General features: G+C 69.5%; 14 protein-coding genes and 1 pseudogene. 10 read left to right on the top strand and 5 right to left on the bottom strand.

Features of this window, described 5'->3' with window-relative positions:
- Together D7V97_RS44730 and D7V97_RS20235 are read left to right on the top strand one after the other, a co-directional pair.
- Window positions 1-340: pseudogene (locus D7V97_RS44730) on the top strand (DUF1800 domain-containing protein); the annotation flags it as partial.
- A gap of 4 nt (window positions 341-344) precedes the next feature.
- Window positions 345-1,880 carry a DUF1501 domain-containing protein gene (locus D7V97_RS20235; protein ID WP_120612288.1) on the top strand — a complete coding sequence of 512 codons (1,536 nt, stop codon included), beginning with the start codon at window positions 345-347 and terminating at the stop codon, window positions 1,878-1,880.
- A 61-nt stretch (window positions 1,881-1,941) separates the two neighbouring features.
- Here the strand turns inward: D7V97_RS20235 and D7V97_RS20240 are convergent, their stop codons facing one another.
- The gene (locus tag D7V97_RS20240) at window positions 1,942-2,826 is read right to left on the bottom strand and encodes an NAD-dependent epimerase/dehydratase family protein (protein ID WP_120612289.1); all 885 of its coding nucleotides are present in this window, start codon (window positions 2,824-2,826) and stop codon (window positions 1,942-1,944) included.
- 94 nt (window positions 2,827-2,920) lie between these two features.
- Between D7V97_RS20240 and D7V97_RS20245 the strand changes: the two genes are divergently transcribed.
- The gene (locus D7V97_RS20245; RefSeq protein WP_120612290.1) at window positions 2,921-3,859 is read left to right on the top strand and encodes a LysR family transcriptional regulator; all 939 of its coding nucleotides are present in this window, start codon (window positions 2,921-2,923) and stop codon (window positions 3,857-3,859) included.
- 212 nt (window positions 3,860-4,071) lie between these two features.
- On the opposite strand, the gene D7V97_RS20250 is transcribed toward D7V97_RS20245, so the two are convergent.
- Window positions 4,072-8,172: a P-loop NTPase fold protein gene (locus tag D7V97_RS20250; protein WP_120612291.1), complete on the bottom strand. Its 4,101-nt coding sequence runs from the start codon at window positions 8,170-8,172 to the stop codon at window positions 4,072-4,074.
- A gap of 225 nt (window positions 8,173-8,397) precedes the next feature.
- Between D7V97_RS20250 and D7V97_RS20255 the strand changes: the two genes are divergently transcribed.
- Window positions 8,398-8,625, top strand: a complete 228-nt coding sequence (locus D7V97_RS20255) for a hypothetical protein (RefSeq protein WP_120612292.1) — start codon at window positions 8,398-8,400, stop codon at window positions 8,623-8,625.
- 21 nt (window positions 8,626-8,646) lie between these two features.
- Here the strand turns inward: D7V97_RS20255 and D7V97_RS20260 are convergent, their stop codons facing one another.
- Both D7V97_RS20260 and D7V97_RS20265 read right to left on the bottom strand, forming a co-directional pair.
- Window positions 8,647-8,946, bottom strand: coding sequence for a DUF3817 domain-containing protein (locus D7V97_RS20260; protein WP_120612293.1), 300 nt, complete (start codon window positions 8,944-8,946; stop codon window positions 8,647-8,649).
- Entirely contained in the window at window positions 8,943-9,311 is a 369-nt protein-coding gene (locus tag D7V97_RS20265) for a hypothetical protein (protein ID WP_120612294.1), read from the bottom strand. The genes D7V97_RS20260 and D7V97_RS20265 overlap by 4 nt, the downstream gene beginning before the upstream one ends.
- 155 nt (window positions 9,312-9,466) lie before the next feature.
- On the opposite strand from D7V97_RS20265, the gene D7V97_RS20270 reads away from it, so the two are divergent.
- Window positions 9,467-10,483, top strand: coding sequence for a GlxA family transcriptional regulator (locus D7V97_RS20270; RefSeq protein WP_120612295.1), 1,017 nt, complete (start codon window positions 9,467-9,469; stop codon window positions 10,481-10,483).
- Here D7V97_RS20270 and D7V97_RS20275 read toward each other — a convergent pair.
- Window positions 10,416-11,342, bottom strand: coding sequence for an MBL fold metallo-hydrolase (locus D7V97_RS20275; protein ID WP_120612296.1), 927 nt, complete (start codon window positions 11,340-11,342; stop codon window positions 10,416-10,418). The two genes, D7V97_RS20270 and D7V97_RS20275, sit on opposite strands and share 68 nt — an antisense overlap.
- Before the next feature lie 106 nt (window positions 11,343-11,448).
- On the opposite strand from D7V97_RS20275, the gene D7V97_RS20280 reads away from it, so the two are divergent.
- From D7V97_RS20280 to D7V97_RS20300, 5 genes are all read left to right on the top strand, one after another.
- A complete protein-coding gene (locus D7V97_RS20280) occupies window positions 11,449-12,333 on the top strand; it encodes a LysR family transcriptional regulator (protein WP_120612297.1) in 885 nt (294 codons plus the stop codon).
- Window positions 12,334-12,377: 44 nt separating this feature from the next.
- Window positions 12,378-12,965, top strand: coding sequence for an NYN domain-containing protein (locus tag D7V97_RS20285; RefSeq protein ID WP_120612298.1), 588 nt, complete (start codon window positions 12,378-12,380; stop codon window positions 12,963-12,965).
- A gap of 27 nt (window positions 12,966-12,992) precedes the next feature.
- Window positions 12,993-14,747: a DUF885 family protein gene (locus tag D7V97_RS20290; RefSeq protein WP_120612299.1), complete on the top strand. Its 1,755-nt coding sequence runs from the start codon at window positions 12,993-12,995 to the stop codon at window positions 14,745-14,747.
- Window positions 14,744-15,622: an alpha/beta hydrolase gene (locus tag D7V97_RS20295; protein ID WP_120612300.1), complete on the top strand. Its 879-nt coding sequence runs from the start codon at window positions 14,744-14,746 to the stop codon at window positions 15,620-15,622. The genes D7V97_RS20290 and D7V97_RS20295 overlap by 4 nt, the downstream gene beginning before the upstream one ends.
- Before the next feature lie 151 nt (window positions 15,623-15,773).
- Window positions 15,774-20,346: polyketide synthase (locus D7V97_RS20300; RefSeq protein WP_158623414.1), on the top strand; the 4,573-nt coding region annotated here is incomplete at its 3' end.

Raw genomic sequence — 20,346 nt, forward strand, 5'->3', positions numbered from 1 at the left:
CAACGCGCCCGCCCCCGACGCCGACGGACTGCTCGGCCCCGAGTTCGCCATCCTCGACACGGCGACCGTCACGGCGCGCGCCAACTTCGTCCACGAGTTCCTCTACACGTCCATCCCCGTCAACGCGGGCATCACGGTGGACTACAACCTGCTGCCGTCCGAGGACGCGGCGCTCGTCGCCTGGCTGGGCCGCTACTGGCTGCACGGCACGATGGCGCCGGCGCTCGAGCAGCGCCTGCTGAGCGCGCTCGCGGATCCGGACTCGGGGGCGGCGCTGCGCAAGAAGAAGCTGGCCCTCTACCTCACCTCGCTCTCTCCCTCCTTCCAGGTGCAGCGGTAATCCCATGACCACCACCCGACGCCAGTTCCTCCGAGGCGCCACCGGCAGCCTGGGCTTCCTCGCCGCCGCCGCCACCCTCCCCCGCTGGATGGGCAGCGCGAACGCGGCCACCCTGAACGGCTACGCCGGCTCCCGCGTCGCCGTCTGCGTCTTCCTGCTGGGCGGCAATGACAGCAACAACGTGCTCGTCCCGCGCCTGGGCAATCCCTATTCGCAGTACCTGGACGCCCGGCCCAACCTGGGCCTCACGTTGGACCAGCTGCTCACCATCAACCCGACGGGGCTCGCCGCCGGCGCCTACGGCCTGCACCCGTCGCTGACGAAGGTGCGCGACCACTTCGAGCAGGGCCGCGCCGCCTTCGTGTGCAACGTGGGGCCCATGGTGCTGCCGCTCACCAAGGCGGACTACACGGCGAATGCGGCCGTGCCGGAGAACCTCTTCTCGCACAGTGATCAGCAGGACGCCTGGGCGAGCGCGCTGGCGAACCCCACCAGCAGCACCGTCACCAGCGACCTCAAGGTGACGGGCTGGGGCGGGCGCGCGGCGGACAAGCTCCACGTGCTCAACACCAGCACGCCGCCGGACTACCCGGAGGTGACGTCCTTCGGCGGCAAGCAGCGCTTCTCGGTGGGCGGCACGCGCAAGCCGCTGATGGTCGCGGCGGACGGCACGCTCGCGTTCCGCACCACGGCCACGCCGGCCTCGGCGTTCGACCTGCTCCAGGAGCAGGCGCTCCAGGACGTGATGGGCCTCCAGGACAGCGTGGCGCTGGAGGCTTCCTACGCGGGCGTCTTCGGCACGGCCCAGACGTTCGCCCGCGCCCGCGCCGAAGCGCGCGACGCCGCGTGGAACCAGGTTGCCTCAGGGACCCGCGCGACCATCGACGCGCTCTTCGTGACGCCCACGGGCAAGGACCGCTGGACGCTGCACCTCCAGCTGTACCAGGTGGTGCGCGACCTGGTGGCGGGGGCCATCCCGGCGGCCACCGGCGGCCTGGGCCTCAAGCGGCAGGTGTTCTCCGTGGGCTTCGGCTCCTTCGACACGCACCAGAACCAGGACGTGGATCAGCCGGAGCTGCTCGCGCAGCTCGATTACGGGCTGGATGCGTTCCAGCAGGCCATGAACCTGCTGGAGCTGGACCCGGCCTTCGGTGCGAACGCGCCGCAGTCCACGCTCTTCACGATGAGCGACTTCAGCCGCACGCTGCGGGAGAACTCCGACCGGGGGACGGACCACGCCTGGGGCGGACACGCGCTGGTGATGGGCAACCGCGTGGCGGGCAGGAAGCTCTACGGCACCTTCCCGAACCTGGACCTCACCGGCACGCTCGACGGCTCCACGGACGACAAGGGCCGCTGGATTCCCACGCTGTCGGTGGAGCAGTACGGCTTCACGCTGGCCTCGTGGCTGGGGCTCAACACCACCGCCGAGCGGGACTACGTGTTCCCCAACCTGCCCGGCTACGTCCAGGACGCCGTGACGCGCGGCTTCCCGGCGCTGGCGCAGAAGTACAAGCTGGGCTTCATGCTGGCGGACTGAGCACCGCGTGAAGGCGGGAAGGCCGTGCGGTTCGCGGCCTTCCCGCTGTCTTCCCCATCGGCTACTTCGTTCCCGCGAGGACGTCGAACACCGAAGGCCGGTGCGGCTTCCAGCCCAGCGCCCGGGCCCGCTTCGCGCGGACGCGGCTGTTGGACGCGAGCCCCAGGCGCGCCATCTCCGCGCCCCAGAGCGCCTCCGCCTCCGACACCGGGAGGCTCCCGGTGGGCAGGTTGAAGCGCTTGCCGATCGCGCCCACCATGTCGCGGAAGTTCGCCTCGGCGTTCTCCGCGAAGAAGAACGTTCCGGCCGGCGCGCGATCCAGCACCAGGAGGTAGAGGTCCACCAGGTCCTCGATGTGCACGTTGGACCAGACGTTCTCGCCCTTGCCGATGTAGCGCGCCGTGCCCGTCTCACGGGCGTGTTTGGTCAGCACGGGCAATTGGACGCTGTCCGGGTTGAGGCCCAGGCCCTGGCCGTAGATGAGGCACGGGCAGATGACGTTCGTGTGGATGCCCTCCTTCGCGGCGTCCAGCACCCGGCGGTCCAGCGCGTTGCGGGCCACCTTCTCCGGGGCGGAGTCGAAGGGCGAGTCCTCGTCGTACACCGGCGTCGCGAGTTCGCCGCCCGTGTCGGTGGAGACGATGCTGGAGCCGCTGGTGTGGATGAAGCGCTTGCCCGTCCCCTTCAGCGCGGCGATCAGCACCTCCACCGGCCTGCGCTCGTCCGCCGACGCCGCGTTGATGACGGCGTCCGCTTCCTTCGCCAGCCGCGTCAGCACGGCCTCGTCGTCGAACGAAGCGACGGTGGCCGTGATGCCCCGGGCCTCCAGCGCCCGCGCGCGCTCCGGGGTCCGGGCGGTGCCCAGCACCTGGTGTCCCGCCGCCATCAATCCCGCCGCCACCGACCCGCCGATGTAGCCCGTCGCGCCCAGTACAAAGACTTTCATGAACCGCTCCTGTGAGAGGCTTCACAACCTGCATTGTTCCGCGCTGGAGGAGTAGTGGCTTGTAGGGCACACCACCTGTTCCTAGAGTTCGCGAATGACCCTCCTCCAGGAGCCCCTCGCGGGGCTGGGCGCCTTCGTGCGCACGCTCGAGACCGGCAGCTTCAGCGCGGCGGCGCGAGCGCTCGGGGTGTCCCCTTCCGCGGTCAGCAAGACGGTGGCCCGCCTGGAAGGCCGCCTGGGAGTCCTGCTCCTCCAGCGAGGCACCCGCACGCTCCAGCCGACCCCGGAGGGGCTGTCCCTCTTCGAGCGGGGCCAGCGCATCGTGGCGGAGCTGGAAGCCGCGCAGGGAGAGCTGCGTGAGTCGCATGGCCCGAAGGGCCCCCTGCGCATCACCGCGCCCATGGACCTGGGCCGCTACTGGCTGGTGCCCAGGCTCCCGGCGTTCATGGCGGCGTACCCGCAGGTGCAGTGCGAGCTGGGGCTCACCGACCGGTTCATCGACCTGGTGGAGGAGCGCGTGGACGTGGGGTTGCGCATGGGGGAGACGGCGGATGTGAGGTTGATCCGCAAGCGCCTGGGAGACGTGCGCTCGGTCATCTGCGCCGCGCCTGGGTACCTGAGGAGGCACGGCACGCCGCGCACGGTGGCGGACCTCCAGCGCCACGCGTGTCTGGTGTACCTGCGCGACGGAAAGCGCGTCCCGTGGAGGCTGGATGGAAGACAGGTGGACGTGCCCGGGCCCTTCGCTTCCGACAACAACGAAGCGCTGCTGGCGATGGCGCTCCAGGGCGTGGGCATCGCGCACCTGCCGGAGTTCGTCCCCGCGCAGGCCCTGGGCCAAGGCCAGCTCCAGCCCCTGCTCACCACCGTGCACACGCCCGCGCCGGACCCGTACGTCGTCTATCCGGAGCGCCGGCACCTATCGCCGCGCGTCCGCGTCTTCGTCGACTTCATCTCCAGCGCCTTCCAGGAAGCGAAGGCCCAGGCCCCCACGCCGACGCGCGGGCGCTCGCGGAAGGGCACGAGGTCGTGATGCTGTGGACCTGGGACCGTTCAGTTCACCTTCCTGGATTCGGCGAATGCCAGCAACAACGAGCGCATCGCGTTTGACGCAGGACAAGAGGCCACCGCGCAGCAGCCCGGCAGGTCAGCCGAGGCGGCACATTCGCTGAAACAGGGAGCCGCCACCACCAGCGAGCCCTTCACCCACGCGTCCGCGCGCCCACCTCCCTCAGAAGCATCGCGCTAAGTCTTGAGTGCGCCGGACAGCTTTGCGAAAGCCTGTCGCTCGGCTTCCGGAAGAGGCTGATCACCGAACTCCTTGGCGTATCGACCCCAGCACTGATGGGCAATTGGGGGAATCAAGATTCCCTGGTATCTGGAGTCCTGGCGCGACAACGCGCGATAGAGGCCCTCGTTCTGGATTGCATCTGAGCCGACGACGTCCCGCAGCGCAGCGAGGGTGACAAGAACATGTTCATGACCTCGGGCGGGTTGGGTGGAGGGGGCCCCTCCGGAGCTTGGAGCAGGCAACCTGCGCAGCCACCGGATGAAGGCGGGAATCAACGGACCTCGCTCTGGCGGTGGACTGATGGGTCCCTGCACGGTGGATCCTTCTACGGCTCGCCGACACATCGCGAGAAAACGCACACGGTTCAGGAAGCGCTTCACCGAGCGGGGCGTTGGATGACCGAGCCTGATCACCGGCCGCCAAACGTCCATGGCCAAAGTGAACACCTTGGAGTCTTCGACAACCACCAGGGAGTACTGCTGGCGCATGCGCCAAAGCCACAGCAGGATGACCGCGCCTCCGAGCGCTAGAGCCATCCAGGGGCGCATCGCCCCAGGCTGCGCCTCCTGAATGACCCATTGGCTAGGCGTCTTCTGCTCGGGCAGTTCGTACATCCTGGCGAAGGCGTTGGGTGACTCGGGCTCGGGCGTCGTCTTCGGGGGCTTTTCGGGAACCGCTGGCTTCGGAAGCTGCGACGCGCCGAGTGGAGTGGACACAGGCGCCATCACGAGGTGAGGCCGTTGGGGGAACAGGTCCGGGACGCGTGCCCCCGCCACTGCGGCCATGCCCATCAACAGGAGAGCCAGGGCCAGCATGCTCAGCCTTCGGCGCTCGTGCCAAACCCCCAGCTCTGCCACACCTTCGTCCCCCGTGCGATCCTGCGTGAGCTGCTCGGCCTGAGCGTCGGTGAGCGCGGGAACGGGCATCTCAATGTTGATGAGCTTTTCCAGGTAGTGACGCGCATGGGCAAGCCGCGCCTCGCGGCGCTGGCTCTCCTCGGATGAGGGCGGCACGCCGTGCGCCTCGGGACGCGGCAACCCGGGGGGCAGCATGGCATCGGCGATGTCCTTGAGGTGCATGGCCACGTACTCCTCAATCACCCTCCGAGAGATGGCCATCACCACAAAGCAATGGCCCGAGGACACCAGGAAGTTGATTGCCTCGAGCACCTTCATCGCATTCTCGGGGGTGCACCGGTCGAGGTCATCGATCAAGATCACCAGCGGTTTCATCCCGAGCGCCTGGGTGACGTCCTGGAAGTCCTTCGCGAAGCGAGACTGGAAGCTCACCCGCTCACGGTGGTCCTTCATCTGGACGCTGCCCTTGAGCGAGGCCACCAGTCGCGCGGGATCTACGCCGAACGCGCGGAGGCTCGCCACGGACTGGCGGGCCAGCAAAAGTAGGCTCGTCAGAGTGGTGACGAGGGCAGACCATGCCAGTACGTCCAGGCTAGAACTCTCGGCAGCCTCCGCAGCGGCGCCATCTATTTTGGCGCTCGGGAGGGCTTCGTGGAGGCGCGTGGGCAGCGCTTCCATCCAGGCGGTGGCTTCCTGGATCCTCCCCTCATGGAACAGGAAGAAAGAGCCGGTGCAGACAAGCAGCGCCAGCAGTGGAAACAGATAGAACAGCTTGCTCCCACTGCGTTGCACGAAGAGCCGCCAGCGGAAGTCGAGTCCATCCAGGCTGGGAAAGTTCGGGACGCTCTGCGAAATAATGCTGGCATAGAGCGCTGCCAGCAGGTTGTCCTCTTGCTGATGGTGCCAGGCATTGAAGCTCACGGGACGGAATCCGAGACCGACCAGGTTTGTGCGCAGCAGATTCAGTACGGAACTCTTTCCCGTTCCCCACTCGCCCGTCACCGCGATGGTGAGGGGAGGTTGAGTGCGGGTATTGCGGATGAAGTTCGACAGGCCAAGCACGAGGGCCTGGATGCCAAGCCGGTCCTGCCCTGGGTGTTCAATGGGGCTATCGGTGACAAGCAAATTCGCCACGGCATCGACAGGATCTGTTTGCGAAGCGGAGTGCGGAGAAGCGAGCCCTCCCCAGACGAGCAGCGCGACTCCTGCCCAGCAAAGCCAATACCATCGGGCTGGAGACACTCGGTTGTCGACGCCTTCCCAGTTCCTTCCGCCATCTTGACTTGTTCGGACGACATTCTCGTCGCCGAAGAGCCAGGCCCGCTGTCCACTGGGTGCCACGCGAATCGAGTTCAGCGTGGCGGTCGTTCCCGTGGCATGCGGCGTCCAGGTGACACCGCTGTTCGTCTTGCTGAAAAGCTGCCCCTTCGAGCCCAGGGCCCATGTCTGGCCCGAGGCCGAAACGAAATAGGCGATGGCGGCGCTGTCCTCAGGGAACTGAGAACTGATTGAAAGCCTGCTTCGGTTGAAGGGAGCATCGACTGTTCTTTGGGCGAGGTCCTGCCATTCCTCTGGCATGAGCGGGCCCTGGCTCGACCAGACGAGGATTGGCGTCTGTGGGACTTCCACTCCACGCGAGAAGAACTCCACGTCACCTGCCGCGCTCACCGAGCCGCTTTGGGATGCCAGCCCGGCGATGTATCGATTGCGGATTCCCCAGGTAGCGAACTGCACCCGGGTCCAATTTGTTCCGTCGTCCCGCGAGACCTCGGCGGCTTGCAGTCCTGAGGGGAGCAGGTTGATTGTCCGCTGGTCCGGAGCGACGAACGCAACGTAGAAGTCTCCATCCCGGAGCTTTCGCCACCCTTTGTCATCGACGGCACGCCAGAGCCCTCGGCTCGTGAGGGCGAACAGGCTTCGCTCGTCCGCTGAGGCGCCGAGCCAGCGAATCGCGCCATCCAGGCGCGTCGACTCCCACTCGGTGCCACCGTTCGTGGAATGCAGGAGCGCTCCCGTGGAGGTGCCTGCCCAGAGCTCAGCCCCCTGCTTTACCAGCAAGGAAGATGAAATGGCACGAGAGCGCGCCAGCCGGCACGACCAAGTCAGCCCTCCGTCTTGTGAATACCAGAGTGAGTGGTCCGCATCGCGGATCCAGCCTGTATCGCCCGCTTCCGACATCCAGAATTGGACCGGTTCGCTTGCACCCACGGCCCATGGTTCGGACCAGTGAAGCCCCCCATCGTCGGTCTTGCGAAGGAGTCCCTTTGCCCCCAAGATCCAGCCACGTCGGCCATCCGCAAGGAATTGGATATCAACAAGAGACTCATCGCCGGAGACTTTGAAGATCGGAGTCTGCGTTCCTTCTTCAAGCCGGTAGGCGTTTCTGATCGTCACGGACCATGCCCGCTTGGGATTGAAGACTCCGCGAGAGGGTGTGCCCCTCAGCGCCCCCGTCTGAACCGACAGCCGACCTTCCTCGAAGCGGAGTTCGACGGAATCGCGATACGAGGTCACCCATGCGCGGCTTGCATCCCCTGAGACGACCAAGCGGCTCGGAGACAATAAACTGGAGAAGAGAGCACTGGTGAATAGAATAGATTGCCATTGACCGTCGTGGGCGCGTCGCCAAACCTTGTTTGACGAGGCCATCCAAAGAGAGTCATCATTCGCTGCGGCCAGCACCTGGACGTCAGGCGCTGGCTGGGTTGAGGGAATTTCGACCCATTTCGCCCCCCCATCTTCCGTCCAGAAGATTCGGCCTGCCCGCGTGGCCGCGTACCCGCGCTGCTCATCGCGGAAGGCGAGGGCCACCGGAACGACAGCCTCTGGGAGTCTGGTCGGGTGCCAGTGCAGTCCCTGGTCGCCGGACCACGCCACTTTGCCATTGTCGAGCGCGAGGTAGACCCTTCCGCCTGCAGGAACCATGTCGTTGATGGCTGGATATTTCCCAGAGACATCGCCCACGCCATGGGCCACGCGCATCCAGGAATTGCTCTCGCGCGGGTAGAGCCAAGCGTCCCACCCGGTGGGTGTGTTCTCCGAATCCGGCCAGAGCGGCTGGAGAAAGGCGCCCAGGGTGGCTAGCAGTGCCAGCACGACCGCGGCCACCAGGAAGGGCCAGCGGAACCCGCGCGTGCGCATCCAACGCCCCGTCGCCGGCAGGCCCTGAGGGGGGGGATTGGAGACAGGTTGAGGCATGGTCGTCACCTCCAGAAAGACCGACAGTTCGGCTGCTCGCGAGAGCCTAGCGTCAGCGCGAGACAGGACACCAGACCGCCCGTCTGAGCCTCTTGGATGCAGACCCGAATTGAGTGATCAACCCGATGCTCACATGGGAACTGATCCTGGGTGGGCTGAATCAGGTGCCACGCAACTACAACTCCCAGATGGGGCTGTCCGCTCCGTCCAGGCCTTGAGGTCGCCATGGAAGAGACGCTTTCGGTCAAAGAGGCCTATGCGGCGATGTTTGAGTACCTGAAGGCGCTCTATCAAACGACCGCTTCGGACGATCTGGGTGGCCTCCTGGGCAGCATGTCGCTGCTGGACGATGGCGAGCCCGTGAACCCTGCCGTCTGGGCGGACTGGTTGCGTGCCGTGCAGAAGGCCCGGCAAGGCAAGGTCGTGATGAACCTGGAGCTCACGCAGGACTGATGCGTGTGGACCTGGGACCGCTCAGCCCCGCGTCTCTTCCTGTTCACGCTTGAGCGCGCGGTCCAGCACGAACGTCCCGAAGGGCACCAGCGACGCCCCGAACGCCGCCAGTGAGCGCCGCGCCGGCCACTCGTGCTCCGCGGCGGCGCGGAACAGCGAGGACACGAAGAGCAGGAACAGGAGCCCGTGGACGCTGCCCGCGATGCGCACCGCCACGGGCTGCCCCAGCAGGTACTTCACCGGCATCGCGATGAAGAGCAACCCCAGGAAGGACAGCCCCTCCAGGAAGGCGATGAGCCGAAGCTGTCGCAGCGCGCTCATGTGTCCACCCCGGGCCAGCGCGGCCGGAAGATCATCAGCACCAACACCAGGAAGAAGGGAACGGCCGCCAGCAACACCCCCACCCCCGTGCGCCGCTCTCGCGTGGCCATGGCGACGAGCGCGAGCTGTGACACCAGCGACAGGGACAGCCCTCCCAGGATCCACGGCTCCGTCAGCGCGACGTTGAGCTGGAGCGTGAGGAAGTAGCCGGCCGTCCACGTCACCACCAGCCCCGGCGACGCGATGGTGTGCACCGCGCGCTTGCGGTCCGCGGAGCTCGTGGCCACCAGCGCCCCGATGAGCCCGCCCCCATAGAGCACCACGCCGACGAACTTGCACAGCAGCAGGACACGGTAGAGCAGCACCCGCCACCTTCCGGAACCAGATGGCGCCCATCGCCATCCAGGCCCGTATGGCATGGGCCCTCTCAGGGACGTGAGTGGCGGAAACGCCAATCTTCGACGACTTCCCGCCACAGGGTCCGCTTGGCGGAAACCCGTCAGACTGGCATCTTCCCGCCATGCACGTCGTCGCCATCGTCGCGCTGGATGGAGTCGTTCCCTTCGACCTCTCGGTACCGTGCGAGGTCTTCGACCGGGTCCGGCTGCCCGGCGGGGGCGCCGGCTATCAGGTCCGGGTCTGCGGCGTGACGCCCGAGGTCCACGCAGGGTCCTTCCAGCTCAAGACCCGCTACGGCCTGCGGGAGCTGGCACGGGCGGACACCATCGTGCTGCCCGGCATCGCGGACCTCTCCGTCCCCGTCCCGCCACGGCTCGTGAGCGCGGTCCGCGCGGCGGCGGCCCGGGGCGCGCGCATCGCGTCCATCTGCTCCGGCGCTTTCCTCCTGGCCTCCACGGGGCTGCTCGACGGCCTGCGCGCGACGACCCACTGGCTGGCCGCGGAGGAGCTGGCCCGTCGCCACCCGGCCATCCAGGTGGACCCCGACGTCCTCTATGTCGACAACGGGCAGTTCCTGACGTCCGCGGGCGCCGCGGCGGGGCTCGACCTCTGCCTCCACCTGGTGCGGCGCGACCACGGCGCCGCGGTGGCGGCCGACGCGGCCCGGATGGCCGTCATGCCGCTGGAGCGCGACGGCGGCCAATCCCAGTTCATCACACACGTGCCGCCATCACTGGAAGGCGCCTCGCTGGAGCCCGTGCTGCGGTGGATGGAGGACCACCTCCACAAGCCCCTCACGCTGCAATCCCTGGCACGGCGCGCGGCGATGAGCGAGCGCACCTTGAGCCGCCGCTTCCGGGAACAGACGGGCACCACGCCCCTCCAGTGGCTGCTCCGCGCCCGCGTGCGCCGCGCCCAGCACCTGCTGGAGACCACGGGCCAGTCCGTGGAGTCCATCGCCGCGAAGGTGGGCTTCGGATCCGCGACCTCCTTCCGCGAACACTTCCAACGCTTCGTCGCCACCAGCCCCCTCGCCTACCGCCGCGCGTTCCGGGGCTCCGCACTGAAGCTCAGTGCTGGTGGCCGAAGCGCACCTGCACCGCGGGATGCGCCGCGACGAACGCGCGCAGCTTCTTGAAGCTCACCACGCTGCGCGGCCCGTCCTGGGTGAAGGTGCCCGGCTCCACGTCGTGCTCCCAGCCCCAGCGCGTGTGGCTGGCGTCGCCCAGCAGCAGCACCGGCCCCTTCGTGGAGCGCACCAGGTACGCGGTGCTGCCCGGCGTGTGCCCCGGCACCCAGAGCGCCCACACCGACCCGTCCCCGAACACGTCCACCGCGCCGTCGAAGAGGCCCTGGGCATCCTCCGTGTAGCTCCACTCCGACAGCGCCGGCTTGCCCTCCAGCGCGCGGTCCACGGCGCCCTGCACCACCAGGTTCACGAAGGCGCGCTTGGACGCCTCACCCGGGCCGGTGAACACGGGCGTCCCCGCCGGGACATCCGCCATGCCCGTGATGTGATCCGGGTGCAGGTGCGTGAGGAAGACGCCCTTCAACGCCTGCGGCTGGCGCGCCAGCCACTCGCCCAGTGGCTGGTGCACCTTCATCTTCTCCAGGTGCATCGCGCTCGCCACGAGGCCCCGCATCGCCGAGCGGTCCGGCGCGTCCCGCATCGCCGTCTCCACGCCGGTGTCCACGATGAACAGCCCCTGCGTCGGGTGGCGCAGCGCGTGGAAGAAGACCTGCACGGGCTCGTCCCCGTCCTCCAGGTGCGCGGCCTTCGCCGTGGGGTGGTCCAGGTTGATGAGGCCGCCGCGCTCCACCGCCCAGTCGCACGCGGTGACGGACTCCAGCTCCACCGGCCCTGGCACGTCCAGCTCCGCGAGCAGCGCCGCCGCCGGCTTCGACACGCCGAGCGCGGACTTCTGGAAGTCGTGGGACGTGGTGGCGCAGCCGGTGCCGACCACGGTGAGGCAGAGCGCGAGCAGGACGGACTTCATGGCGGAACTCCTTGCCGGGACGGGCCCGGGCCTTCGGAACAGGCCGCACCATGCGGGATGCGCCAGTGGATGGGAAGCCGCCAAGACGGCATGATGCCATCCATTCATGGATATCTCCTGGGACGACGCCCGGCTGTTTCTCGCCATCGCGGAGACGGGCAGCTTCAGCGGGGCCGCGCGGCGGCTGCGCATCGGACAGCCCACGGTGAGCCGCAGGCTGGCCGCGCTGGAGTACGCGGTGGGCGCGGCGCTGTTCCGAAGGAGCGTGGACGGCGCGGCGCTGACCGCGGCGGGCGAGCGGTGGGTGGTGCCCGCGAAGAAGATGGCGGAGTGGGCCGGCGAGCTGCACCGCGCGGCGGAGGCCACGGACCACTCGCCCCGGGGCATCGTGCGGGTGACGGGCACGCCCTACATGAGCGCCGACTTCCTGGCCCCCTTCGCGGCGTTCGTCGCCCGCAAGCACCCGGGCCTGCGGCTGGAGGTGCAGTCCCAGGTGCAGTACCTGGACCTGGGACGCGGCGAGGCGGACCTCGCGCTGCGTGCCCGCCCCCCAGCGACGCCCGACCTCAAGCGCGTGGACACGCTGGACGTCGTCAACGGCGTCTTCGTCTCCAAGGAGCTCAAGGCCCGGCTGCCCAGGAAGGTGACGCTCCAGGAGCTGCCCTGGGTGGCCTGGGCGCCCCCGTTCGACACGGTGCCTCCCAACCCCCAGCTGGAGTCGCTCATCCCCGGCTTCACGCCGTCATTCACCGCGGACAACTACCTGGTGCTGCTCGCGGCGGCCGAGGCCGGGCTGGGCGCGATGGTGCTCCCGCGCATGCCGCACCGCTTCAAACGCACGACCCGGCTCGTGCCGTTGGAAATGGACCTGGGGGCCTTCGCCCGGAGCCAGACGCACCTCGTTTGCGCACGGTCCGCGCTGGATATTCCCCGCGTGCGGCGTGTTTCCGAATTGTTGGTCGAGGAGTTCCAACGGATCCGGGTGGGTTGAAGAAGCCCCTCCCAACGGCCAGCGGCCCGCGTATTGTCCCCACCATGAATTCCGTTCGTCCAGCCGCCGCCTCCTACGTGCTCATCGACGCCGAGAACGTCGACTGGGCCGTCTCCAACATCGTGGGCCGCAAGCCCGAGCCCGGGGACCGGGTGCAGTTCGACCGGCTCATCGCCTTCTGCGACACCTACTTCCCCAAGCCGGTGCGCTGCGTGGTGGTGCTCAACGCACGCGGGGAGCAGCTGCCGGACGCGATGATTGGCTTCGTGCGCGCCCTGAAGTCCGCGGGCTGCGAGGTCGCGCTGCTGCACGGCCGGCCGGATCAGAAGGTCGTGGACCTGGGCATCCTCAAGCTGCTGGAGAACATCCGCACGCAGCGCCCGGGGGCGGCGGTGGGCCTCGCGAGCCATGACGGCGCGGACTTCGCGGAGGCGCTCAAGCCGCTCTTGGAGGAGAAGCGCCAGGTGGCCGTGCTGGGGTTGCGCGAGTACGTGAGCCAGCGCTTCCGGGAGCTCGTCCCGTCGGGCCTGAAGATCGTCGACCTGGAGCTCAACGCCCGCGTCTTCCAGCGTCCCCTGCCCCGCATCCTGCCGGTCAACGTGGACGAGTTCGATCCGACGCTGTTCGTGTAGTCGCGGTCCCCCTTCCGGAGTCCACCCATGTCCGTCGAGTCCCCCTCCCCGCGCGGCGGCGCCTCCGCCGCGCTGCACGCGTTGCTGGAAGCGGAGTGGCAGTACTCACTCCAGCAGTACCCGACCTATGCCTCGCTGTTGGGGGATCGGCGCTGGAACGACCGGTGGGACGACCTGGGGCTCGCGGCGCTGGAGGCGGATCACCGGCACAGCCACGACGTGCTGGCCAGGCTCGCCCGCCTGGACCGCGCCGCGCTGGATGACGACGCGGACCGGCTCCACCTGGACCTGTTCCGGCGGATGCACGAGACGTGGGTGGAGGAGTACGGGGTGAAGAGCCACCTCTTGCCCCTCAACCAGCTGGGCGGCCTGCCAGAGGGGCTCAAGCAGCCGCCGGGACTCCAGACGGCGTACCAACTGGCGGACATGCTCCGCTTCGAGACAGTCCAGGACTACGAGGACTGGGTGAAGCGGCTGGAGGGGTTCGGCACCTACGCGGATCAGGTGGTGGCGCTGATGCGCGAGGGCCTGCGCCAGCACCGCATCCACCCGCGCATCGTGCTCCAGCGCATCCCGCCGCAGCTGGAGCGGCAAATCGTCTCCGACCCTACGAAGAGCGGCTTCTATTCGCCCTTCACCCGCTTCCCGAAGGACGTGCCCGACGCGGACGCTCGGCGACTGGCGGAGGCGGGCCGCGCCGCCATCATGAACAGCGTGGTGCCGGCGCTCCAGCGCGCGCTGGGCTTCCTCCAGACGGAGTACCTGCCCGCCGCCCCGGAGACGGTGGGCGTGTGGCAGTTCCCGGACGGCGAGGCGCTGTACACGGTCCTCGCGCGCCGGCACACGACGACGCGGATGACCCCGGAGGAGATCCACGCGGTGGGGCTGCAAGAGGTCCAGCGGCTGCGCGCGGAGATGTCACGCGTGATGGCCCAGACGGGCTTCACCGGCACGCTGCAGGGCTTCTTCGAATCACTGCGCACGGAGACGCGCTTCTACGAGCCCACCGGCGAGTCATTGCTCGCGCGCTACCGGGCCCTGGCGAAGCGCATTGATCCGCTGCTGGAGCGGCTGTTCCGGACGATGCCGAAGAAGCCCTACGTCGTCGAACCCATCCCGGAGGCGATGGCCCCGGACGTGACGACAGGCTTCTACTTCCCCGCCGCCGCGGACGGCTCGCGCCCGGGCACCTTCCAGGTGAACCTCTACCGGCCGGAGACGCGCCCCGTCTGGGAGATGGTGCCCCTGACGCTGCACGAGGCCGTGCCGGGCCATCACTTCCAGGTGGCCCTCGCGTCGGAACAGACGCAGCTGCCGGAGTTCCGCCGCTTCACGTCCTACGTGGCGTTTGACGAAGGCTGGGCGCTGTACTGCGAGACCCTGGGGGATGAGCTGGGGTTGTACGACGACCCGCACGACAAGTTCGGCCAGCTCGCCTTCGAGATGTGGCGCGCGGTGCGGCTGGTGGTGGACACCGGCCTGCACGCGAAGCGGTGGACGCGGCGGCAGGCGCTGGACTTCTTCATGGAGAACGCCCCGCGCCAGGAGCTGGACGTCACCAACGAGGTGGACCGCTACATCGCGTGGCCCGGACAGGCGCTGGCGTACAAGGTCGGCCAGCTGCGCATCACCGCCCTGCGCGCGCGGGCGGAGGCCACGCTGGGCGCGCGCTTCGACGTGAAGGCGTTCCATGATCAGGTGCTGCTGACGGGCTCGCTGCCGCTGGACGTGCTGGAGGCGAAGCTCGACGCGTGGATGGCGGGGGCTCAGGGAGCGGCATGAAGCGCCTGCTCATCACCGGGCTGCTGCTAGGCATTGCAGCGCTGCTGGCGCTGGCGGCCTGGGTCGCGGTGCGCAGCGCGCGCTACATCGCGTCAGAGGTCTACCCGCCGCGTCGGCCCGTGGACCGGCCTCCGGAGGACGCGGTGTTCGCAGGGCTGCGCGACGTGGCGTTCAACGACAGGACGGGGCTCCAGCTCAAGGGCTGGTACCTGCCGCCGAAGAACGGGGCGCTCGTCATCCTGGTCCATGGCCTGACGGGCAACCGCACCCAGCTGCTGCCCGAGGCCCGGTTCCTCGCGGAGGCCGGCTACGGGCTGGTGCTCTTCGACCTGGGCGCGCATGGGCAGAGCGCCGGGACGGTGTCCACCTACGGCGACCGCGAGGCGACCCAGGTGGTGGGGGCGCTGGACTTCGCGGCCCTCCAACCGGAGGTGGATGCCCGGCGCATCGGGGCGCTCGGGTTCTCGCTGGGGGGGTACTCGGTCCTGAAGGCGGCGGCGGCCGACCCGCGCTTCAAGGCGGTGGTGGTGGAGGCCGCGGCGGTCGCGCCCGCACAGGCGCTCCAGGACGAACTGGGTCATTGGGGCCCCCTGGGCCTGTGGCCGGCGCTGGAGGTGATGAGGCGCGCGGGGGTGGACGTGAACGCCGTCCAGCCAGCCCGGGACATGGCCGCGCTGACAGGCCGCCCCGTCCTGCTGATCGCGGGGGCGGAGGACCCCTGGGTGCCGGAGTCCTCGCTGGAGGACCTGCTGCGGCAGGGCCAGGGCCCCTGGGAGAAGTGGCGCGTGCCCCGCGCGGGCCACGGGGACTACCTCCAGGCCGCTCCGGAGGAATATCCACGCCGGGTGCTGGCCTTCTTCTCGCGCTTTCTCTGAAAAGCCTGCCAGGAGGCGGCCTGGGGCCCGCTTGCCAGCAAGGAATCAGACCAGGACCGTTGATTCCTGTACAGACGTGGCATGCTCCCGGGCCGCATTGGTCGGGCAATCCTTGCCTCTACAGTTCATGCGCTTGGATTCGGAAAATCGGATGTCCCTGGGGGTTATGTCCGTGGATGAAGCGGTCAGGCAGACAGTGGTGGCGCGCTTCGCGGAGCAGGCGGCTCGCACACCGGAGGCCGAAGCTGTCCGCTTCGAGGGCGCGGGGCTGACGTACGCGGCGTTGGACCGTCGCTCGAACCAGCTGGCCCACCACCTGCGAGGACTGGGCGTCAGCACGGACGTGCTCGTGGGCGTGTGCCTGGAGCGCTCGGCGGAGATGGTGGTGGCGGTGCTCGCCGTGCTCAAGGCGGGTGGCGCGTACCTGCCATTGGATCCGGCCTACCCCGCGCCGCGTCTGGCTTTCATGCTGGAGGATGCCCGGGCGCCGGTGTTGCTGACCCAGGCGAAGCTGCGCGCGGGCCTGCCGCCCTTCGCGGGCCCGGTGCTGTGCCTGGATGAATCCCCCGCCCTCTTCGCGCCGGAGGCCCCGGCCTCCGCGGTGGACGCATCGAGCCTGGAGGGGTTGGCCTACGCCATCTACACGTCCGGCTCCACGGGCACGCCCAAGGGCGTGGCGATGGGACACGGGCCGCTCGGGAACCTCATCACGTGGCAGCTGGGCCAGTCGGTGGCGGGACCGGGCACGCGCACGCTGCAGTTCTCCCCGCTGTCGTTCGACGTGTCGTTCCAGGAGCTGTTCGGCACCTGGTGCTCCGGCGGCACGCTGGTGCTGGTGCGGGACGCGCTGCGGCTGGACGCCGTGCTGTTGTTGCAGCTGCTGGCGGACGAGCGCGTGGAGCGGCTGTTCCTGCCGTTCATCGCGCTGCAGAACCTGGCGGAGATCGCCACCTCGCACCAGAAGGTGCCGCCGTCCCTGCGCGAGGTGGTGACCGCGGGCGAGCAGCTCCAGGTGACGCACCACCTGCGCGCCTTCTTCGCCGCGCTTCCGGGATGCGCGCTGCACAACCACTACGGCCCGTCGGAGACGCATGTCGTCTCCAGCTACGTGCTCCGGGGCAGCCCGGAGGCCTGGCCCGCGCTGCCGCCGATTGGAAAGGCATTGGACGGCTGCGAGCTGTTGGTATTGGACGAGCAGAAGCAGCCCGTGCCGCAGGGAGAGTCCGGTGAGCTGTACCTCGCGGGCGTGTGCCTGGCGCGCGGCTACCTGCACCGCGAGGCCTTGACGGCGGAGCGCTTCGTGGCGCACCCGCTGCGCCCCGGCACCGGCGAGCGCGCGTACCGCACGGGCGACCTGGCGCGCGTGCTGCCCGACGGCAACGTGGAGTTCCTGGGCCGCATCGACGGCCAGGTGAAGGTGCGCGGCTACCGCATCGAGCTGGGAGAGATCGAGGTCGCGCTCGGCAGCCACCCGGCGGTGAAGCAGGTGGCGGTGGTGGCGCGCGAGGACGTGCCCGGGGACAAGCGGCTCGTCGCCTACGTCGTCCCGGACGGCACGCTGGAGCACGCGGCCGGGGCGCTCCGCCGTCACCTCCAGACGCGGGTGCCGGACTACATGGTGCCCTCCGCGTTCGTCGTGCTGGAGGCCCTGCCGCGCACGCCCAGCGGGAAGATCGACCGGCGCGCCCTGCCCGCCCCGCTGCCCACGCGGCCCGAATTGCAGCAGGCCTTCGTCGCGCCCCGCTCGCCCCTGGAGCGGACCATCGCGGACGCGTGGGCGCAGCTCTTGCGCATCGACCGGGTGGGCATCCACGACAGCTTCTTCGAGCTGGGCGGCAACTCGCTGCTCGCGCTCCAGTGCGTGGCGCGGCTGCGGCAGGCGCAGGGGCTGGAGCTGCCCATCGTCCAGCTCTTCCAGTCGCCCACGGTGGCGCAGCTCGCGGCGGTGCTCTCCGGGGACACGTCCCGTCCCTCGCTCAAGGACCAGGTGGAGGCGCGCAAGGCGAAGCGCCAGCAGGCGGCCGGGGGGACGAGCGGCGCGGAGCCGGTGGCCATCATCGGCATGGCGGGCCGCTTCCCGGGCGCGCCCGACGTGGAGACGTTCTGGAAGAACCTCGTGGGCGGGGTGGAGTCCGTCACGACGTTCGCGCGCGAGGAGGTGGATCCGTCCATCGCCGCGGCTGAGCGCGAAGCCCCCGAGTACGTGCGCGCGCGCGGCATCCTGGAGGGCGTGGAGCTCTTCGACGCGGGCTTCTTCGGCATCATGCCGAAGGAGGCGCAGGTGATGGATCCGCAGCAGCGCCTCTTCCTGGAGACGGCGTGGTCCGCGCTGGAGTCCGCCGGCTGCGTACCGGAGACGTACCCGGGCCTCATCGGCGTCTTCGCGGGCACGCACAACAACAGCTACCAGCCGCTGCACGTCCAGCCCCGGCAGGACATCGTGGGGAAGGTGGGCGCCTTCCAGGCGATGGTGGCCAACGAGAAGGACTACGTGGCCACGCGCGTCGCGCACAAGCTGGACCTGCGCGGCCCGGCCCTGTCGCTCAACACCGCGTGCTCCACGTCGCTCGTGGCGGTGGCGCAGGCGTTCTGGGCGCTGCAGACGCACCAGTGCGACGTGGCGCTGGCGGGCGGCGCGGCGGTGACGGTGCCGCAGAAGTCCGGCCACCTGTACCAGGAGGGCGGCATGCTCTCCCAGGACGGGCACTGCCGGCCCTTCGACGCGAGCGCCACGGGCACCCTCTTCAGCGACGGCGTGGGCGCGGTGGTGCTCAAGCGCCTGTCGGACGCGCAGGCGGACGGCGACGTCATCCACGCGGTGCTGCGCGGCGTGGCCGTCAACAACGACGGCGCGGCGAAGATGAGCTTCGCGGCGCCGGGCGTGGAGGGACAGGCCACCGTCATCGCGATGGCGCACGCGAACGCGGGCGTGGATCCGCGCACCATCCGCTACGTGGAGGCGCACGGCACGGCGACGCCGCTGGGTGACCCCATCGAGGTGGAGGCGCTGTCGCAGGCGTTCCGCGCGCAGACCGCGGACACGGGCTTCTGCGCCATCGGTTCGGTGAAGAGCAACTTCGGCCACCTCACCGCCGCCGCGGGCGTGGCGGGGCTCCTGAAGACGGTGCTCGCGCTGAAGCACCGCGAGCTGCCGCCGACGCTGCACTTCCAGACGCCCAACCCGAAGATCGACTTCGAGCGGAGCCCCTTCTTCGTCCAGTCCAAGCGCTCCGCGTGGCCTGTGGGCACGGAGCCCCTTCGCGCCGGGGTCAGCTCCTTCGGCGTGGGCGGCACCAACGCGCACGTCGTGGTGGAGGAGGCCCCCGCGCGGCCCAGCTCCGGTCCGTCCAAGCCCCGCAACGTGCTGCTGCTGTCGGCGAAGACGCCCGCGGCGCTGACGCAGGCGGCGAAGCAACTGGCCACGCACCTCCAGGCGAACCCGGAGCTGCCGCTCGCGGACGTGGCGCACACGCTGGCCACCGGCCGACGGGCGTTCCCGTTCCGGCGGGCCGTGGTGGCGGGAACCACCGAGGAGGCCGTGAAGGCGCTGACAGCGGCCGAGCCGGAAGCCACCGCGCTGGAGTCCACCCCGGCCGTCGCGTTCCTCTTCCCCGGTCAGGGCTCGCAGCACCCCGACATGGCGCACGGGCTGTACCGCCACGCGCCGGCCTTCCGCGCCACGGTGGACGCGTGCGCGGAGGTGCTCAAGCCGCTGCTCGGGCGCGACCTGCGCGAGGTGCTCTTCCCGAAGCACCCCGAATCACCGGAGGCCGCCGAGGCGCTGCGCCAGACGTCGTTCGCGCAGGCGGCCCTCTTCACCGTCGAGTACGCGCTCGCGCAGCTCTGGTGGAGCTGGGGCGTACGGCCGGGCGCGCTCGTGGGCCACAGCGTGGGCGAGTTCGTCGCCGCGTGCCTCGCGGGCGTCTTCACGCTGGAGGACGCGCTGCACCTGGTGGCGAAGCGCGGCCTGCTCATGCAGGCGCAGGCCCCGGGCAGCATGCTGTCGGTGCGCCTGTCCGCCGAAGCGCTCGCGCCCCGGCTGACGGACGGACTGGCCATCGCGTCGGACAACGGGCCGCGCCTGTGCGTGGTGTCCGGTCCCACGGAGGCGGTGGCGCGGTTGCAGGCCACGCTGGAGGCGGAAGGCGCCGCGTGCCGGCTGCTCCAGACCTCACACGCGTTCCACTCGCCGATGATGGACGCCGCGGTGGCGCCCTTCCTCGAAGCGGTGAAGGGCATCCGCCTGTCGGAGCCGCGCATCCCCATCGTCTCCACGGCGACGGGCACCTGGCTCAAGCCCTCCGAGGCGACCTCCCCCGAATACTGGGCGCGGCACCTGCGCGACACGGTCCGCTTCGCGCCCGCGCTGCGCACGCTCTGGGAGAAGGGCGACCACCTGGTGTTGGAGGTGGGCCCGCGCGTGACGCTCGCCACGCTGGCGCGGCAGCAGGCCACGGCCGAGCAGCGCGTGAAGGTGTACACCTCCCTGGGTGAGTCCAGCGGCGACGCGGCCGACTGGAGCGCCCTCCTGAATGCCGTGGGCCAGCTCTGGCGCCGGGGTGTCCCCCTGGACTGGAATGCGTTCCACGCCGACGAGCAGCGCCAGCGCGTCACCCTTCCGACGTATCCCTTCCAGCGGCAGCGCCACTGGATCGACCTCGAGCGGGCGCCCGTGCCCGTCACCCTTCCCTCCACCGGAGTCGCCGTGAGCACCGCCCCTGTCC

The sequence above is a fragment of the Corallococcus sp. CA053C genome (genome assembly GCF_003611675.1).
Taxonomy (GTDB): Bacteria; Myxococcota; Myxococcia; order Myxococcales; family Myxococcaceae; genus Corallococcus.

Bases quoted from the DNA above. Each gene is read 5' to 3' on its own strand.
- D7V97_RS20270 (WP_120612295.1), top strand. From the start codon at position 9,467: ATGCACGTCGTCGCCATCGTCGCGCTGGATGGAGTCGTTCCCTTCGAC.
- D7V97_RS20290 (WP_120612299.1), top strand. From the start codon at position 12,993: ATGTCCGTCGAGTCCCCCTCCCCGCGCGGCGGCGCCTCCGCCGCGCTG.
- D7V97_RS20255 (WP_120612292.1), top strand. From the start codon at position 8,398: ATGGAAGAGACGCTTTCGGTCAAAGAGGCCTATGCGGCGATGTTTGAG.
- D7V97_RS20245 (WP_120612290.1), top strand. From the start codon at position 2,921: ATGACCCTCCTCCAGGAGCCCCTCGCGGGGCTGGGCGCCTTCGTGCGC.
- D7V97_RS20260 (WP_120612293.1), bottom strand. From the start codon at position 8,946: ATGAGCGCGCTGCGACAGCTTCGGCTCATCGCCTTCCTGGAGGGGCTG.
- D7V97_RS20295 (WP_120612300.1), top strand. From the start codon at position 14,744: ATGAAGCGCCTGCTCATCACCGGGCTGCTGCTAGGCATTGCAGCGCTG.
- D7V97_RS20235 (WP_120612288.1), top strand. From the start codon at position 345: ATGACCACCACCCGACGCCAGTTCCTCCGAGGCGCCACCGGCAGCCTG.
- D7V97_RS20285 (WP_120612298.1), top strand. From the start codon at position 12,378: ATGAATTCCGTTCGTCCAGCCGCCGCCTCCTACGTGCTCATCGACGCC.
- D7V97_RS20280 (WP_120612297.1), top strand. From the start codon at position 11,449: ATGGATATCTCCTGGGACGACGCCCGGCTGTTTCTCGCCATCGCGGAG.
- D7V97_RS20275 (WP_120612296.1), bottom strand. From the start codon at position 11,342: ATGAAGTCCGTCCTGCTCGCGCTCTGCCTCACCGTGGTCGGCACCGGC.
- D7V97_RS20250 (WP_120612291.1), bottom strand. From the start codon at position 8,172: ATGCCTCAACCTGTCTCCAATCCCCCCCCTCAGGGCCTGCCGGCGACG.
- D7V97_RS20240 (WP_120612289.1), bottom strand. From the start codon at position 2,826: ATGAAAGTCTTTGTACTGGGCGCGACGGGCTACATCGGCGGGTCGGTG.